Origin of the sequence: Anabaena sp. PCC 7938, assembly GCF_049315035.1 — a bacterium.
Classification (GTDB): domain Bacteria; phylum Cyanobacteriota; class Cyanobacteriia; order Cyanobacteriales; family Nostocaceae; genus Anabaena; species Anabaena cylindrica.
In genome coordinates this window covers 28853-47544 of the sequence record NZ_CP186035.1, presented here as the reverse complement: position 1 = coordinate 47544, position 18692 = coordinate 28853, and the positions used below count along the sequence as shown (strand labels likewise).

Here is an 18692-nt window from a genome sequence, read left to right as displayed (position 1 = left end):
ACAACCAAGTTGTGCATCTAATCCAATCCTAATCCTCCAAAAACTTACTTGCTGCGTTTCCCTGACCTCCCAGAAGCTTGGAAGCCCATGATGACTTACTTCTACATCTAATTCCAGTCTTCGTCATCAAAGTCCAACTCATCTGTTGAACTTGCTTCATTTTCGCTGTTGTCATCGACACCGGATAATTGCAATCTCACTTCACGTAATTCTGAGCGCAATTCTCCTAACAAATCATCTACGTCACCAATTTGCTTAATTAACTGCTGGTATGTTGGTTTTGAGAGAGGTTGTTTTTGAGAGAGGAGTGCGATCGCTGTTTGTAAATCTTTTTCTAAATGTCTCAGTCTCAGGTCAACTTGTCCCATTTGTAGACTGGTTTTCACATTAATAGCTGGCACTTTTGGCGGACTAATGGGACGACCTTCTACTCGTCGTCTAATAAATTCAGCTAGGGGTAAAGCATAGAACTCAGCCATTTTATGCCAGCGACTCTTTTCTGCCGGAGTTAAGCGCAGCAAAAAAGATGAAGTTTTATCCTGTTTACGCTCTGGTTGTGAGGTCATAGCAACGAGCTGAAGGGGTGACAATTGAGAAGGTTTTAGAATAAATAGCAATATGCGATTCTAGAGAAGATGTGAGACAATCTGAAAATAATTGGCTGAAGGTTGATGCGGATAGCGATTGCACTCTAAGATTTAGCAAATTTTAAAATTTTGTATATACGTCCTCCCTGCTTGCTTCCCTAGTAATGGTGCTATAACCACGTGTGTTGTGCCTGAATTCTACATTATTGGGTTGGTTATGCAAGCAGCATCCATCAATAGTAACATTTTCAATCAATTGAATATAGAAATTTGCAATTAAGTGCAATATACCCAGGTTATTAGATTACTGAAGGGATGACGAAAAACCTGTACTTTATTCAAATGATAACCGCTATATTTGTGCATAAAAATGCACTTTTTATCGAGGGGAGTTTTTCAATACTTTGAATAGTTGGGGGTAAAGAAATCTCCTGTCCATCAAGGATTATTGTTTCCAGACATTGGAGAGTTAGCGGGTCAAATATTCTTAACGAAGAAACAACAATTGTAATTATCGTATCTCACCGAATTGCTGGATATATTCTACTAATTGCTTGGTATAACCACCTTCAGAAAGTCTGTCTAAATTCCCCACAAGGATAAACAGTTCTCTGGCTCGGCTGACAGCAACATTGAGTAAATTCGGTTTGCGATTAATAAACCAGAGGCTATCAGTAGGTTCTGATTGGCGAGTTGAGAAGATTATCGCAGATTTCTGACCACCTTGGAAGGTGTGGACTGTGCCAATACTATTGGCTGAAAAGTCGGAAGAGCGTGATTGTAAGCGTTCTTGCAAGGCATTTGCTTGGCGACGATAAGGTGAAATTATGCCTATTGTATTTTGATTGCTAGTATTTTGATTGCTAGGAGCATTGAAGCTGTAACCTGCCTCTAGCAATTGGGCAATTAACGTTTCTACCACATCAACTTCTGCCCAATTTATGTGGTTTTCTGGCTTTCCTTCTACGTGGTAAGCAATCAGGTTAGCACCTAACAGAGATGGTTTAGATTCTGTTTTGATGATCATGCCATAATTGCACAAGCGATCGCTAATATCGGCAATCACTGGCACACACCGGTAATGATATTTAAGGATAATGCCGTTACCAATGTCTTCTGGTTGTGCTGATGCTCCTGCGGCTCGGTGATAAGCTGTGGTAGCGGTGGGACTGTAGCAGTCATAATCTGCATCTGTAAGTCCCCTTTCCAGGAAGGATTTACCGCGATATTCTTCTTTCTTTTGGTCGCTTAAATTAATGACTGGTTCTAGTTGCAAGGGGTCGCCGACAATCAAAGCATGACGACACCGCACTAACACTGGAAATACCTGATGTGGGGGAATCTGACCAGCTTCGTCTACAATGACTTGGTTGATACAACCGCTATCAGGATAGGGGAACAGACGGCGAATAGAATGCAGGGTACTCAGGAAAACGGGAAACAACAGGCTGATATCTCGATAAATGTTTCGCCAATGCAAGGACATTTGACGAAAAGCGTCCCATTCGTTATTTAACACCCCAATGTAAGTTTTAATAGCAGCCATGACTTCATCTTTTCTGCGTTGTGCTTCCTGTTGTTGAAATTGCCAAGCACTCTCAAATAACTGTACTTGCAGTGTGTGCAATTCGCTGTAGAAACGACTGTAGAAATCTTGGTTAGGATAAGTGGCAAGTCGATTTTGGATTTGTTGTTGCTGGTGTTGTCGGTCGGTTAATTGGCGTTGTAATAATTCGAGGTGTTGTTGTCTGTGGTTAAGTTGATTTTGTTGCTGTTGCCAATCAGATACTTCTTTCAGTAGCAGGAAAACACTTTGGTGGGCTGCTACTAAAGATTCAATTGTCAGGGGAATTTGAAAGGGAAAGGGTGTAGCCAAGGTTGCCAATACGGGCATTTCTATTTGTTTGTGCAAGCGTTTGAGAATATGGCGTGGGCTGTTTCTAGTTATCTTTTGCCAGAATCGTTTGATTTTTTGCCATAGTTTAATTCTCTGCAATAGTTTGATTGTTTGTAATAGTTTAATTGTTTGCAATAGTCGAATCAACCAGTTGTGGTTTTGACCTAAAAATTGCCTGGTACTTTCATGAGGTAAGGAATGACTTGCTGTATTCAGGTGTTGCTCTATCTGCTGGTACGCTTCAAGGGGAAATTTGGAGTAGTCGCGTGATGAGTTTAACGGTGAGGGGGGCTGGGAGTCTGAGTAATGCCGTAATGGAGTTCGTGATGACGATGGTGGGAATCCAATATCTAAGTTAGGAGAAACGTTTCTCCTAGATTCAGAGGTAACATCTACAGGCTCTATTGGTGAGGTAGGTTGAAAGTCCCAATAGTAGTTTGGTGATTGGTTGAATGGTAGTGGAGATTGAGGCTCTGGGTCGTTCTGTGAGGAGTTGGCTGATAATGGCGAGTAAGGCTCTAGTGAAGAGTTGGCTGATAATGGGGGTTGTAACTCAAAATCCGAGTTAGGAGAAACGTTTCTCCTAAATTGTGGATTCACTTGTAAAAAGCTATTTATCGCCTCTTGCAGCCGTTGTACATCTCTATCTAGCTGCTCTAATAACTGCTCATCAGCAATCTTCTGTTGTTGGTAATATTCATCTTGCTTGATGTGAAATTGTAGTTGCTGCACAAGAGCTAACAATTGTTGCTTGGCTGACTCCCATGCAGTTGGGTTAAAGGTTTCTCTAGCTAGTGAGTCGAGTGCAGCTTGTAATTTAGGTAAAACTTGGATATCAACTAATTCTTTGGAGCCGCCTGATAAGTAGAAGCCGTTTTGGGGAAAGTGGCTCTCTAGGAGTTCTTCAACGTTGTTGACTGCATGGTTGTTGGTACTGGTGACTAAAGTTAGGTTACTTTCGTCTTCACCGTCTGTGGCTAATTGCACGGCGCGGTGGACTACTTGTTGGGCTATTTTGTGTAACAGCAATGTGGTTTTACCATTCCCCGGTGGTCCAATTACAGCGGTGAGGGGTTGAGATTGGCAATGTTTGAGAGCCTGGGCTTGATAGTCGTCGGGGGGTAAGGTTGGGAAAGCACCGAGAAATAGTAGGTTGTGTTGGGGTGCTATTGGTTGTCCAAACAGATATTCGTATGCGGGATGTCCAGGGACTGCCCAATTCCATTTTCGCTGTTCGCTGATTTTCTGGAAGTCTTTGTTGAGGTTATGGTTGAAGGCTACGTAGCCAAAGTTCAGCAGGTAGGGAAGCAGTTTTGAGCGCACGGGAAAGGGTGGTAAAGAAATCAGTCCAATCCAGTCTTGTAGGGTTTTAAAGGGACGATTGAAGGTGGTTTCCAGAAAAACTTTGAGTCCTTCTTTAGTGACTAGGGATTCAGCAGTTTCTTCTTCTAGTCCATACCACTGCATCAAGTTGGGGATGATGGGTTGAAACTCGAGGGTGGTTAAGTCCCAGCCGCTTTGGCGATAATTGCCATCAAAGATAGGAGAAATGTCAATGGTAAAGAGGGGGCGAAATTGCCGGCGATTTCCTTCGATTAGATAAAGCTGGGGGAAGGCTACGGCGATTGATGGTGGGTTGGCTTGAGGTTTGGCTTGAGGTTTGGTTTTTGAGGTTTTGAAGGGTTGTTTGAGTTGTTTGAATAAGGATTCGTCTAGGAGTAATTTATCGCCTACTAAATTTACACCAGAGTCCCAGATATGGGGTTGATCTTCGTCACCAGCTTCGACTTTGGCATTAGTCAAGTTCTCAATGTGGATGTAATGCAGCCAGGTTTGGAGCAAGTCGCGAATCTGTGACTCTTGTGCCATGTTCGTCTCCTCCTAGAGTTGCTATTGAAGCACAAACTACTAGAATTTACGAATAATGTCATCTAACAAATGATTGATTTTTGTCAGGGCTTATACATAAAGGTTGAGTAGCGAGTATATTTTCCCATTTAGGCATCTCGGATCATTAGAGTTCTCCGATAGTGCAGCGTGGCGTATGACTCCTACGTCGTCACGCAAGCTATAGCCATAAATTAGGTTTTGACCCTTGATTTGTAAAGCTTTAAGGTTAACTCGCGGATATGTCTAATGCCAATGCAGCAACTAGTAAAATAAAATTAATTATCCTCCACTACCCATTCGTTGCCTTCGTATCTTCCGTGACGGTAGCACTGTTGCCTAATTTTTTCTCGCTCTGCTTGAGGATGTCAATTGTTTTTATAGTCTAATAAATTATCACCACCTCGCTCCCTCGTTCAAAAGTGGTGAGCATTGGTTGGAGGGTGATGAGTAAGTCCTATTATTCATCACCTAATAAGGCTTCGAGTTTACTTAGGAGGGTTTCTAGTTTCTTTTGCTTGGCTGGTTGTTCCCAGAGTTTACGCTTGCTAATGCTCTGGGTGACGTTTTTGAGACGTTCTGGTATTTGGTTGGGTGATTTTGAGAATGGGGGTTGAGCCGGTTGGGTGTTAGCAGCGATTTGTGCTTTGATTTCACTTAAAGACCAGTTATGTGCGATCGCTTGGTCTAAGAGTTGTGTACAGAGAGCATCATCTTTTACTCGTGCCAAGGCTTGTGCTTTAGTGTACTCCAGTTTGCCCTCTCGCAGTGCTGTTAAAATCTCCAGAGGCATATTGAGTAAGGGTACGCGCTTGGTGGTGAAGGACAGCCAATTCATCAGTCCCAGGCTTTCAAACACCTCTTGTACTTTTTTTGCTTTCTCATCATCTACGTTAGGAGAAACGTTTCTCCTAGATTGCTCCTCAGAGTTTTTTAATTGCTTTTCACCTTTGCTACTGGCATTTTTCATCCGGTACAGCAAGGATTTGACTGCTTCCACATCACACGAGAGCCGAATAGCCAACAGGTGCAAGATACCTTCTGTTTCTTCAACTGGGTTGAGGTCTTGTCGTTGCAGGTTTTCAATCAAGGCTAACTGAAACGCCTGGTCATCGGATAACTCACGTACAACCACTGGCACTTCTTCCAGTCCTACTTCTGTGGCTGCACGGTAACGGCGTTCTCCTGCTACTAATTCGTATTTCCCTCCTGCCAGTGGACGCACCAAGAGGGGTTGGAGGATACCATGCTGTTTAACTGATGCGACTAATTCTGTTAATGCTTGGGGGTCAAAGTAGCGTCTGGGTTGCTGTGGAGGCAAGTGAATGTCTTGGAGTTTGACTTGACTTTCAGCAGCAGGTGGGGTGTCAGCTTCCATTGGGGATGATAACCAAGGGGCTGGGGGTGGAGTGGTAATTTGACCAGCAAAGGGTTTTTCGGTGCGTTTGCGTATCATGCGAGGGACTCCAGAGCAGAAGCGATTTCTTTAAGAATACTAACGGCAGAGTGTTTGGGGTCAAATACTGCTAGGGGCGCACGTTCTTCTGTGGCATCGACAAAAGCGGTAGCTCTGGGGATAGGTGGAAAAATCCGACCCCATGCTGAAAGTTGTGCTTGGATGGCTGCTAAGGCTCTTTTATCGGCTGAGTTTTGGTGAGCGTAGCGGGTGGGAACAAAGCCTGCGATTTGTAATTTGCGGTTGGGTTTATTTTTAACTTGGGTGATGGTTTGCAAGAGTTCGTCTGTCCCCTCGAAGGCTTTGAGATGGGTTTCGATGGGGACGAGGACGTGGGTGGCGGCGACTAGGGAAATATAAGAAAGTAATCCTAAGCTGGGGGGACAGTCAATAAGGATAAAGTCGTAGGAGTCTTGGACTGGTTCTAGGGCTTCTTTGAGACGTAAGTCGCGCATGGCGGCACTGACTAGCTGCATTTCGGCTCCACTCAGGAGTCGGTTAGCTGGTGCTATGTCCATGCCGTGAATGCCACTATGAATGGGTAAAGGCTGTTCATCAATAATGGCATCGGCTACAGTTTTTTGTAGCTGAGATGGGATTAAGCCCATGAATTTGGTTAAGGAGGCTTGGGGGTCAATGTCGATGAGAAGGACACGATGTTTTTGTTGGGCGAGGTGGTAGCCCAGGTTTTGGGTGAGTGTTGATTTGGCCACACCACCTGCTTGGTTAAAGATGGCTATGATGCGACACTGATCTTGAGAATTTGACACTGGCTTTCGTTCCTAAAGATAGGATGACTTTAGTGAATCGGCTCGTTTTTATTTTCCAGTTTATAAAATATGGTACACGGTCTCAGCTGCTAAACAATCGTTTCCCGCCACTTGCCCTGTTTAAAGACAACTAACAACACAACTGCACGAACAAACCAATCGCCAGTAGAACCCAACAATACATCCACTAATCCTAAATTTAATCCAAACACAAACCAATAAGTCAATACATATGCCAAAATAAGAGCCTTGATAACTTTTGGCAAAACTGGCAAAACTAAACATACATAAGCGTTTCGATAAAAAGGTAGTTTGTCATCTGAAACTGTGGGAAACCTTAAAGGAATTTTTAGGACTGATTGTTTTTGCCAAGCCGAGCGTCAATCGAGGATAAAGACATGACTTATGATTTTTGGCTGAGAATATTAATTTTTACTATTAGTTCACTGATATTGTGCAGCGCAGAAAAAGCTACAGCAAGTTCTGAAAGTATTTTTACTCCCTATCAAGAGCAAATCCAAACGTCTTTACCATCAGGCTTGCTAATGCGCTTGCCATCTCAAGTTCCGTCTTTAGAGGTTTTGCCAGGAAATCTGCCTCAATACCAAATTCAGCTAAACGCTGATCCTGTAACATCTAGTTTGATCATCAATTTGTTTAGTTGTGAAAACAAAATTCCCAACTGTCAAGTAGGCAGTTTATCCGTAGAGTCTCCGGTTTCAATTAAAGCCCAGGAAGCTCTCCGACAACATCAAATGGGTGATCCTATTACTTTAGCTAATAATATTCAAGGATATTTGATAGACGGTTCAAGGCAGAATCCCCCAAACCAGTTTTCATCAGTAATGTGGAAACAAGATGAGTTGATTTATACAGTTAGATTTATAGCTAAAAACCGTCAAGATATTCTTTATATGGCCTATAGCATGGCCAATGCAACTCCTATCCCGCGTTCCTCTCAAGTTGAGAAAAAAGCTGAACCAATCTTAACTCAGACTAACTCTCAACAAAAAATTCCTGAAAGTATTGTAGTGAAAAAGTTTGAGTTTAAGGGGAATACCGCATTTACTCAGGAACAATTAGCAGCCGAAACTCAAAAGTTTACAGATGGAGAGATAACTTTTGCTCAACTATTGGAAGTAGAAGCAACCGTTAACCAGCTATACATCAAAGGATGTAAGAGTGAATCTTCTGCCGATAAACCCTGTTATATCAATTCAGGAGCAGTAATTCCAGCGAATCAAAACCTTGTTGAACAGAATGGTGTGGTTCAAGTCCAAATTATCGAAGGCAAAATAGAAGATATTCGGATCTCAGGAACACAGCGACTCAATCCTGATTATATCCGCAGCAGATTAGCCCTAGCCACTAAAGCTCCCGTTGATCAGAAGCGAATCCTCAAAGCTTTGCAACTATTACAACTAGATCCCCTAATTGCCAATATATCTACTGAACTCTCAGCAGGAACAGATCCCTATCAAAGTTTACTCGAAGTCAAAGTTAAAGAAGCAGATACTTTTAATATTAATTTATTTACAGATAATGGACGCGCTCCTAGTGTGGGTAGTTGGAGAAGGGGAATTAATTTTCACCAAGCTAATTTATTTGGTCTTGGCGATAGTTTAGCAGTTTCCTATACAAATACTGATGGTAGTAATACAATAGATGCTAGTTACAGCATTCCTCTCAATCCTCATAATGGCAAGTTAACTATGGCTGGTGGTGTGACAGCAACCAATATAGTAGAACCACCTTTTGATCGCATTGATATTACAGGCGATTCTTTTTTTGTTGAATTAAGTTATCGTCAGCCTCTAGTGCTTACTCCCAATGAAGAATTAGCCGTAGGTTTAACTTTATCTCGTCAAGAAAGTAAGACTACTTTATTAGGAATTGATTTTCCCCTTTCGGCTGGTGCAGATGAAAATGGAGAAACAAAAATTTCTGCCATTAGATTTGTTCAAGATTGGTCAAAACGTCATCCTCAAGATATTCTTGCTTTACGTTCTCAATTTAGTTTAGGACTGGATTGGTTTAATGCCACTGTTAATGATGAACCACCTGATAGTCGCTTTTTTGTATGGCGGGGACAAGCGCAGTATGTGCGTCGTTTATCAGCAAATGATGATACTTTACTGTTTCTGCGTTCTGACCTGCAATTAGCAACTGAATCTCTTGTTCCTTTAAGAACAATTTGGTTTAGGGGGAATTAATAGTGTCAGGGGTTATCGTCAAGATATATTTTTAACTGACAATGGCTTTTTTGCTTCGGCAGAGGTAAGATTACCTGTTTTAAAAGTGACTAAAATCAATGGATTATTACAGTTAGTTCCTTTTGTGGATTTCGGCATAGGTTGGAATACAGAAAAGCCAGATCCAGAGCAGAATACACTCTTGGGAGTAGGTTTGGGTTTGCAATGGAGAATGCAAGATTTTTTGAATGTTCGTTTTGACTGGGGAATTCCTTTAGTAGAATTAGATTCTCAGCAGAAGACTTTGCAAGAAAATGGACTATATTTGCGGGTTGAATCTAATTTGTTTTAAGTCTTTGTTCAAGAGGTAAGTAGGTGATCATAAATAAATGTAGGGTGGGCAATGCCCACCAAAAGGCAAAAACTCCTATCAGCAATATTAATGATGACATTGAGGCGAGAAACTGCATATTTAGAAATTTATGAGGAACTATAATCTAGGATTTGAGCGATTAATATGAGATAGTGCTAACATCATAGCAAAAGCACTTTCTCCGTCTTTAATTAAACCCTCTTGAATCATATTAAAAATATTTTTAATAGAAACAGTTTTAACTTCATTAATAATCTCAGTTACTTCTCTTTGACTACCTTGATTTAAGGTGACATTATAAGCAATAAAATAGAAATTTTTCAGGGAAGCCAAACCATTAGCCATATAATACCATCCTAAACTTTGAAAAGTTTCGGCTATTCCTCCAATTTCTTCTGCCAACTCTAAACGGGCTACTTCTTCTGGGGATAGTCCCTTTTGATCTCCTAAATTTCCGGCGGGTACTTCCCAACACCAGTCATCTATTGTATAACGATAGGAACGAATTAAAATAATTTCTTGATTGGCTGTGATAGGAACAACAAATACTGAGCCTGGATGTTCTATATAGGTGTAGGTAATCTCTTGATTTTTAGGTAAAGTAATTTTATCTTGACGCAGATTATACCACTGACTTTGAAAAATCAGTTGACTTTTTTGAATTTTCCACCCTAATTTTTCACCATTAGGTTTATCGGGATTTTTCATATTATTAATAAGTTTTAGATTTTTGTTTCCATTGCCAAGCATGAGTTATAATTTGTTCTAAATCTGGATATTGGGGCGACCAACCTAAAATTCTTTGAGCTTTTTCACTATTACCTACTAAAATAGGTGGATCTCCTGAGCGACGTTCTTGATACCGAATATCAAAAGTTTTTCCTGTTACTTTTTGGGTCATTTCGACAACTTCTTTCACGGAAAAACCCTTACCGTTACCTAAATTAAAGATATCACTCTTTCCACCTTCTATGAGATATTTTAAGCCTAAAACATGAGCATTAGCTAAATCCATAACATGAATGAAATCTCTGATACAAGTACCATCAGGTGTGGTATAATCAGTACCAAATACAGAAAAATAATTTTGTTCACCTAAAGCTGTTAGTAATAGTAAAGGAATAAGATGACTTTCTATTTTACGATCTTCTCCAATTAAAGCATTAGGTTCAGCACCTGCGGCATTAAAATAACGAAAGCAAACCGATTTTAAACCATAAGCTACATCAAAATCAGCTAACATTTGTTCAATCATTAATTTACTTTTAGCATAGGGACTGATAGGATTAAGAGGAGCAGTTTCTAAAATAGGCTTAGTTTGATACTCATCATAAACCGCACTGGTAGAGGAAAAAACAAATTTATTAATATTAGCTGATTTTATTGCTTCTAACAATGTTAGTGTATCAGTAACATTATTACGGTAGTATTTATGAGGAAAAGATACTGATTCTTCCACATTAATATAAGCTGCAAAGTGCATCACGGCTATGATTGGATAAGTAGAAAAAATTTGGTCTAGTAAATTGCGATCGCCTATAGAGCCTATAATAAGTTCAGTTTTAAGAACATTTTCTACAATGTCTTTATGTCCTGAAGTTAAGTTATCTAGAACAATAACTTGATAACCAGCTTTTTGTAAAGCTAATACCGCATGAGAACCAATGTAACCAGCCCCTCCAGTAACAAAAATTATACCTTGATTTGATGACATTTTAACATTCTCCTTAAATTTTTTAAAAGATTTAATAATGAATACTTAATCAATCTGGTTCCTGAGTTTTAAATTTTTTCATACATAACTCCAAAATTGTTCAACAGGAAAATCAATCAATTGTGATAGCCCACTATTTTCCTTAGCGAATAATTGTTCTAAGAACTGCCGAGTATCTGGGTGCATTTGAGGATAGGGTTTATTTGAGGTTAAGTTAAGCTGATTAAAAGAATTTGTGAGCCAATCTAAAATTATATTTTGATTCGATATATTAGCATTAGGTAAATGGGATATTTGATATTTTCTACCACAAATGCGTGTTTTAAACAAATTGTTGAATAATAAATGTAATCGTAAGTTGCGTGGAACTAAAGCTGAATTTTGGTGAGCTTCTAGGTTACTGACATTAACACTCTGATTTAATTGTAAAAATTCACACACTTCATCAATCTTTTCTTGGACATTTTTGATAAAATCCTCGAAAAGAATAACTTTGATTTGTTCGCGCTCAAAATATTGAAAATATCTAGCTAAATGCTGACGATAAAAGCCTCTTTGCAAAAGGTGTCCAGAAGAAAACTGAATCATATCTTCAAAACTATAAATAGCCCTATTAGTTTTTACCCAATGCCAATATTGAGAATAAGTCCTGGCTACAGGATCTCGTAAAATAAAAATCAACTTGACATTAGGAATAATTTTAGCAATCCTAGCTGGTGCTTGACTAGAATAAAGATAGGAAACGCAATCTTCCCCAATCACTTGATTTTCTTTAGCTTCATGAAAAAAGCTATAATACCAACGAAGATAATCTGGCAAATTCTTATCAAAATCCCAACAATTCCAACCTTGTTTAGTCTTGATAAAAAACTCAGGGTTCTGTTCGATATCATCCAAAGTAAAAAAATGCGGTTCATTGTTAGGAATAAAAATTTGTGGATGCTTATTTAATAAGTAATGCAAAGAAGTTGTTCCACATTTCATGCCGCCGCCAATGATAAAATCAGGTAGTTTTTTCTGCTTGTCTAACATATTATTAAAACTGATTATCTGAAGAGATATGCTTGTTGCTTTGTTTTTAATATGATTGAGGATTGATTAAATTTATCTTCAATCTTCCTTATACAGCACTTTGCGTAACAGTTAAGTACAGTGATTAATCATCCACATAGGCACAGAAAAAGATTAGAAAGAGTTAAGTCTGAAATTGGGATTAATTCTGTACCAGTTAGTTCTGCAAAGTGCTGTAAGTAAAACTCAATTACGAATTGTGTTAGCGTGCGATAACAGGGATTCCTGAATTATCAAATTGAGAAGACAATACCTCTTTTTGATACCAATTAATCGTACGACGTACCCCTTCTTCTAAATCTATGTGTGGTTGCCAACCAAGCTCAATATAAGCTTTATTAGCAGAAATTATCTTACGATAATTATCTAATTCACCTCGTCTTGAGGGATCATATTGATAAATAATATCAACTTCATCCACTAATTTAGAGACTAATTCAGCTAACTCTTTAAGAGTTACAAATCTCATTCCTTCTAGGTTATAAACTTGATTAGCAGCGATGTCTTGTAAAGCTAAGACATGAGCTTGTGCTAAGTCTTCTACAAACACAAATTTCCTTGATGCGCTACCATCACCAAAAATGGTTAAAGGTTGTTTAGTAAAAGCGCGATCTAGGAAATTTCTTAACACTAAACCAGTCCACATCCGAGGTCCATAAGGAATACCATAGCGTAATATGGTAAAGGGTAAACCGTAGAGTTTTTGGTAATCTTTCGCTAAATACTCAGAGGCAATTTTAGTGGTAGTATAAATATGACCTCCACCTTCAGCTAAAAAAGGTGTAGTTTCATCAAGAATACCAGAAGGCATTGCATTTGCTACCCAGCAAGTGCTGGCTAAAATAACTCTTTTGACATTATTTTGACGTGATGCTTCTAATACATTAGTTGTCCCATTAATGTTAATTTGGACAGCTTGTATTGGGTTGTCTAAAGCAGTACGAGCATTAGCAATCGCTGCTATATGATACACATAATCGGGTTTTTCTTGCTGGAATATTTCCAGCAAAGATGAAAGATTACAGATATCAATATTGATACCTTCTCCTGTAATATCTAACACTTTAACATCATAATTAGCCTTTCTTAAAGCCTCAACAACATGAGAACCAATATAACCGTTACCTCCGGTCACAAAGCATTTTAATTTTTGCATTATTTAACTCCTGATTTGATCAAAATAGCAATATTCAAAGCAACCTAATAAACCTGCTGGCTACATAATTTCCGAAAGAACTAAGTGCAAACATTCCACAATATAAGCCGCTTGTTCCTCTGTTAAGCTAAAGTAAATAGGTAAACAGATATGACGCTGACAAACATCATTAGCTAAAGGAAATTGATCGGATAGTTCCTGAAAAATAGGTTGTTGATGTAAAGGAGTTTCATATACTCCACCAGGTAAAGAAACACCTTTTTCTTTCATTTTGGCTTTGATCTGCTCACGATTTACTCCTGGCGGAAGTAACACAATATATTTATACCAACTACTTTTTTCAGGGGGTAAAACAAGAGTAATTTGAGGTGAATTTTGTAAGTTTTGAGTATAGAAATTAGCAATTTTTTCACGCCATTCAATAAACTTTGGTAAACGTTTTAGTTGCACGACTCCCACCGCAGCACAAAACTCAGACATTCGCCAATTAGAACCTAATTGAGTATAATAACTAACCCAGGGTTGAGGTTTACCATAATCTCTTAAACCTTTGGCTTTTGCTGCTAAATCATCATCATCAGTAACTAACATTCCGCCTTCGCCACTGGTCATTACTTTAGTAGCATAAAAAGAATAAGCTGCCATACAGCCAAATTTTCCAGCACTTTTACCGTTAAAACTGCTACCATGAGCATGAGCAGCATCTTCAAACAACCATAATCCTTGAGCCTGACACCAATCTCGAATTGCTTCAATTTCTGGAGTAATAATACCGCCAATATGGACTATATTTACTCCTACTGTTTGGAGAGTGACTGCGGCTTTTAAGGCGTTTAAAGACACAGAAAATGTTTTAGGATCTGTATCAACTAAACGCACACATCCTCCTGCTAATAATACCTCTGAGGCTGTAGCGACAAAGGTATTCGTTGGAACTAGCACTTCTTGATCTTTAACATTAAGTAGGTGCATGGCTATGGCAATAGCTGCTCCTCCTGAGTTAACGGCAATAGCGTGTTTTGTTCCTACAAATTGGGCAAAATTAGCTTCAAATTCTTGAACATTTTGTCCCAGGGCGACTTGACCTGTAGATAGACTAAAATCAATACGTTGGATGATCTCTGCACGATCAGCTTCGGAAAAAACTATTTTTTGAGGGTAAATTGGTTGAGTTGTTGGTGTCATAGATTTGTATGTTGTGTCTTGGTTATATATCGGGGTAAAGAAGAAAAATTATGCAAAATGCAAAAAATTTCTATATTGAGTCTTATTTCACAAAGCTTTTAGCTAATAGACATCTCCGAAAACTATTGTAGAGACGTTCTGCGGAGAGAGGCTTTAAAACCCCCATTCCCTTGTAGGGAAGGCGGACATGGGGGTTAAGTTTAAGTGTTTTCAGTGTAGCAAAAAACACTTATTACAGCACTTCCCGCTGTTATGAGGTACAGTTTTTCATCGCCAAGCCTTTAGGGGCGGGGTTTCCCCACCTCCGATTGTATTGAGTTTGAGCGGGAAGTGCTGTAAACATCTTCTTAGAGAATGCCTATGGCAATGCGCTCCCTGTTTTACAAGTTTTGCTCATTTAATTATGACCACTTGTTTGTTAATAAAAATCAGGATAATTGACATGATACCTAAATTGTATTCAATGGCTTTGATGTTCAATAAAATTTGTCAACAATCGCTTTTATTAGTAACTTTATCACTACTAAATAATGGTCATGTTGCTCAGGCTCAATTAATACCCGTCGCTGATACTACATTAGGTTCAGAAAATTCTCAAATTATTCCTATAGGTATCAATAATCATATTATTCAAGGAGGAGCAAATAGAGGTAATAATTTATTTCATAGTTTTAAGGAATTTCATGTTGATAATGGGAGAGGAGTATTTTTTATTAGTCCATCAGGAATAGATAATATTATCGGGAGAGTAACAGGCACTAATGCTTCTAATATTTTAGGAAATTTAGGTGTACTTGATAATTCTTTTAATATAGATAATGCTAATTTATTTCTGATTAATCCTAATGGAGTTTATTTTGGTGCAAATGCTGGACTATTTTTAGGCGGCTCATTTGTAGCTAGTACCGCCGATGGATTATTGTTTGATAATAGGTTTGAATTTAGTGCTAGTCATCCTAATAATCCACCTTTAATGACTGTGAATATTCCTGTGGGTTTACAGTTTAGGGAAACAGCAGGAAATGGCATAATTCAACCAATTAATGTTGAGGGAAGTTTTCTGGAAGGTGCTGAAGGAAAAACTGTCGCATTAGTTGGGGGAGAAATTAATTTTAATAATGCTCGTTTAACAGTATTAGATGGCAAAATTGAGTTGGGAAGTATTGAAGGTGAACACTTAATTAATATATCATCTAATAGTCAAAAATTAACATTTAATTATCCTCAGATAGATAGTCAAACTTCTCAAAATATCAATTTCTTAAATGATACTCACATAGATGTTAATGGACAAGGAGGATTTGTTAATATTTATGGTGATAAAATTAGTTTAAATAGCAGTCAAATTAGAGCTAATGGTAATCAAGGTGGGATTAATATTAATAGTAATTCATTTGATGCCAGATTCGGTGTTTTAAGTACCACAACAGGTAATTCAGGATTACCAGGTAATATCTTTGTTAAGGTTAATGATTCTATTAATTTAACTTTTAGTAGAATTGATAGTGATAATTTTTTTAGTTTTGAACCTGCTGATTCTGGTAATATTTCTCTAGAAGCAGGTGGTTTAATTTCCCTTGATTTAAGTTTTATTAATACAGGAGTTAGTCTATTTACTCCAGGTAATGGAGGTGATATTACGATTAAAGCAAATTCTCTGAATTTGAGTAATGCTTCGCGAATTAGAGCAACAACGGATGGAGAAGGAAATGCTGGGAATATTACAGTTGTTCTTAATGATAAGCTCTCTTTAGATCGGGCTTCTATTTTAACTAATGTATCTTCGGGAGCAGTAGGAATAGGTGGTGATATCAACATTAAAACTAATTCTCTTTCTTTAACTAATGTAGGGTCAATTGTTTCGGGAACATTAGGTATTTTAGAGGCTGGTAATATTAACATTGAAGCTAATACAATTGATTTAGATAATTCAGTGATTACTTCAGCAACAGGTGATTTATTAGGGTTAGCATCAGGTTCTGTAATATTAGGAGATGGTGGTAATGCTGGTCAATTAGATATTAAAACCAATACTTTAAAACTTAATAATGGATCATTTGTTATTACTTCTACTTTAAATAGTGGTAATGGCGGTACTTTAAATATTAATGTTACTGATTCCTTAGAAGTCACCAAATCTTTAAATAATAATCAAGATTTTAGTTCGATTACAACCTTAACATTAGGAACAGGTAATGCTGGAAAATTAAATATTGAAACATCTAATTTAAAAGTAAATAATCAAGGAATAATTTCAACCAGTTCAGGAACTGATGTTCCTTTCTTTGTTGATTATTTAGGTGATTTGGCTTTAGGAAATGGTGGTAATGCTGGAAAATTAACAATAATTACTGATACTTTGTTAATTGAAAATGGAGGAAAAGTTATTACTTCTACTTTAAATAGTGGTCAAGGAGGTTTATTAACAATCAATGCTAATAATTTCGTTGAAATAATCGGTAACTTAAATAATCCTGCTAATTTAAGTTTAATTACTACTGCTACAAGTGATACAGGAAATGCAGGGGATTTAAACCTTACTACTGATAAATTGATTTTAAGAGATTTTGGCAGAATTTCTGCCTCTACTTTAGAAAGTATAGGTCAAGGAGGTAATATTAATATCAATGCTCAAGAATCTGTAAATATTAGTCGAGGTGCAGGTATTCAAGCACAAACTTTTGCTGATGGTAATGCCGGAAATGTTACTCTTGAAACTAGACGTTTAACCCTTGAAAATGGTGGTACTATTTCTACTGGAACTAATCGCAATACCACAGGACAAGGGGGTAATATTAATATTAATGCCACTGAATCTATAAATCTTAGTGGAACAATTACTAATCCTAACGATATCTTACCAATTCCTAGTGCTTTAACTACCGCCACTAGAGGTACAGGAAATGCAGGAAATATTACTATTAATACCCCTAATTTAACAGCAACAAATGGGGGAGTTATTGCTACTAGTACCAGTCCAGAAAGCACAGGAGATGGCGGCGATTTAACTGCTAATATTAATATTTTAAGAATCAGCGGAATTTCTCCAGAAGGACTTATTACCAGTGCTTTATCAACTGACACAACTGGTAAAGGTGATGCGGGAAATATTGACTTATCTGCACGTCAAATATTTTTAGAAAATGGTGGTTTAATCTCTGGTTCTACAGCTAGTCAAGGTAAAGGAGGTACATTAAATATTAATGCTAATGAGTCAATTAATATTAATGGAACAGCATTGAATGGACAACCTAGTGCTATTTTAGCTATCTCAGGCATCGAAGGAATACCACGCAATCCTTTATTAATTGATGTACCTTTAAATCCCGCTAACTCTACTGGTAAAGCAGGTGATATTAATATCAAAACTCCTCAGTTAATAGTTGAAAGTGGGGGTAAAATTGCGGTGACAACGCAAGGACAAGGTGATGCTGGAAATATAAATTTAAAGGTGTCCGATAATATTAATTTAAATGGTAATAATAGCGGTATTTTTGCTAATACTACAACTGATTCTACAGGTAAGGGCGGTAATATTTTTATTGATCCTATCACAGTGTCTGTTGAAAATGGCGCTGCGATCGCAGTAGATAGTCAAGGCTCTGGAATTGGTGGAGATATTGACTTAATTACCCAAAATTTATTTTTAGACAACGGTAAAATTTCTGCTACTACTGCCAGTAATACAGGCGGCAATATTAAGTTACAAGTCGCAAATTATAGTTTACTACGTAATAATAGTTTAATTTCCACAACCGCAGGAAGTGAAGGTGGTGCTGGTGCTGGTGGTAATATTTCTATTGATACCAAATTTCTGATTGCAGTACCTTTTGAAAATAGCGATATTACAGCTAACTCTTTTGGAGGTCAAGGAGGCAAAATCAATATTACTGCTGAAGGCATTTTTGGACTAGAAATTCGCAACCAACTGACTCCTTTTAGCGACATTACAGCCTTTTCTCAATTAGACCCAACTTTAAATGGTCAAATAATTCTTAATATTCCAGAAACTGACCCTAGCAATGATTTAACTGAATTACCAGAATCAGTAGTTGATCCAGATCAGCTTATTGCTCAAAATCCTTGCAAACAAGGTAAAGAAAGTCAATTTGTGAATACAGGTAGAGGAGGATTACCACCTAGTCCTGAACAAGCTGTTGGGAATAATTTCACTCAAGTTGACTTAGTTGAACCAGTAACAACAGGAAAACAAAAACCTGATAATTGGCAACTTTCTAGCAAAGAAAATCATTCCCAACCCATTACTCCCGTCAGAGGATGGATGTTAAATGAGAAAGGACAATTAATTTTAACTGCCTACGATCCTAAGTCAAATTTTGAGCAACGCCAAAATCAAAAATCTTCTAGCTGTAATCATAAAAATTAAATTAAAAAGTGTGTAAT

The 18692-nt window shown here is 38.0% G+C and carries 13 protein-coding genes; 3 read left to right on the top strand and 10 right to left on the bottom strand.

The window, feature by feature from the left end; all coding sequences use genetic code 11:
• Positions 1-107 precede the first annotated feature (107 nt).
• The 5 genes from ACOWPH_RS28395 to ACOWPH_RS28375 form a co-directional block, all read right to left on the bottom strand.
• Positions 108-566 carry a hypothetical protein gene (locus tag ACOWPH_RS28395; RefSeq protein WP_015217852.1) on the bottom strand — a complete coding sequence of 153 codons (459 nt, stop codon included), beginning with the start codon at positions 564-566 and terminating at the stop codon, positions 108-110.
• A 532-nt stretch (positions 567-1098) separates the two neighbouring features.
• Entirely contained in the window at positions 1099-4353 is a 3255-nt protein-coding gene (locus ACOWPH_RS28390; RefSeq protein WP_015217851.1) for a DEAD/DEAH box helicase, read from the bottom strand.
• A gap of 478 nt (positions 4354-4831) precedes the next feature.
• Positions 4832-5827 (bottom strand): ParB/RepB/Spo0J family partition protein, encoded by a 996-nt coding sequence (locus tag ACOWPH_RS28385; protein WP_015217850.1) that lies wholly within the window; start codon positions 5825-5827, stop codon positions 4832-4834.
• Positions 5824-6597, bottom strand: a complete 774-nt coding sequence (locus tag ACOWPH_RS28380; RefSeq protein ID WP_015217849.1) for a ParA family protein — start codon at positions 6595-6597, stop codon at positions 5824-5826. Before ACOWPH_RS28380 ends, ACOWPH_RS28385 begins: the two co-directional genes overlap by 4 nt.
• Before the next feature lie 89 nt (positions 6598-6686).
• Positions 6687-6836 carry a hypothetical protein gene (locus ACOWPH_RS28375; protein WP_171815847.1) on the bottom strand — a complete coding sequence of 50 codons (150 nt, stop codon included), beginning with the start codon at positions 6834-6836 and terminating at the stop codon, positions 6687-6689.
• Positions 6837-6995: 159 nt separating this feature from the next.
• On the opposite strand from ACOWPH_RS28375, the gene ACOWPH_RS28370 reads away from it, so the two are divergent.
• Positions 6996-8810, top strand: a complete 1815-nt coding sequence (locus tag ACOWPH_RS28370; RefSeq protein ID WP_422665742.1) for a ShlB/FhaC/HecB family hemolysin secretion/activation protein — start codon at positions 6996-6998, stop codon at positions 8808-8810.
• Entirely contained in the window at positions 8806-9141 is a 336-nt protein-coding gene (locus ACOWPH_RS28365) for a BamA/TamA family outer membrane protein (RefSeq protein ID WP_422665743.1), read from the top strand. Before ACOWPH_RS28370 ends, ACOWPH_RS28365 begins: the two co-directional genes overlap by 5 nt.
• A 138-nt stretch (positions 9142-9279) precedes the next feature.
• On the opposite strand, the gene ACOWPH_RS28360 is transcribed toward ACOWPH_RS28365, so the two are convergent.
• From ACOWPH_RS28360 to ACOWPH_RS28340, 5 genes are all read right to left on the bottom strand, one after another.
• Positions 9280-9870: an NUDIX domain-containing protein gene (locus ACOWPH_RS28360; protein WP_015217847.1), complete on the bottom strand. Its 591-nt coding sequence runs from the start codon at positions 9868-9870 to the stop codon at positions 9280-9282.
• A gap of 4 nt (positions 9871-9874) precedes the next feature.
• Positions 9875-10876: a UDP-glucose 4-epimerase GalE gene (gene galE / locus ACOWPH_RS28355; protein ID WP_015217846.1), complete on the bottom strand. Its 1002-nt coding sequence runs from the start codon at positions 10874-10876 to the stop codon at positions 9875-9877.
• 78 nt (positions 10877-10954) lie between these two features.
• Complete coding sequence (locus ACOWPH_RS28350) at positions 10955-11908, bottom strand: sulfotransferase family protein (protein ID WP_015217845.1); 954 nt, start codon at positions 11906-11908, stop codon at positions 10955-10957.
• A 241-nt stretch (positions 11909-12149) separates the two neighbouring features.
• Entirely contained in the window at positions 12150-13103 is a 954-nt protein-coding gene (locus ACOWPH_RS28345; protein ID WP_015217844.1) for an NAD-dependent epimerase/dehydratase family protein, read from the bottom strand.
• A 60-nt stretch (positions 13104-13163) separates the two neighbouring features.
• Complete coding sequence (locus tag ACOWPH_RS28340) at positions 13164-14288, bottom strand: DegT/DnrJ/EryC1/StrS family aminotransferase (RefSeq protein ID WP_015217843.1); 1125 nt, start codon at positions 14286-14288, stop codon at positions 13164-13166.
• 442 nt (positions 14289-14730) lie between these two features.
• Here ACOWPH_RS28340 and ACOWPH_RS28335 point away from each other — a divergent pair, with 442 nt between their 5' ends.
• Positions 14731-18675, top strand: a complete 3945-nt coding sequence (locus tag ACOWPH_RS28335; protein ID WP_015217842.1) for a filamentous hemagglutinin N-terminal domain-containing protein — start codon at positions 14731-14733, stop codon at positions 18673-18675.
• The last annotated feature ends 17 nt before the right edge of the window (positions 18676-18692 follow it).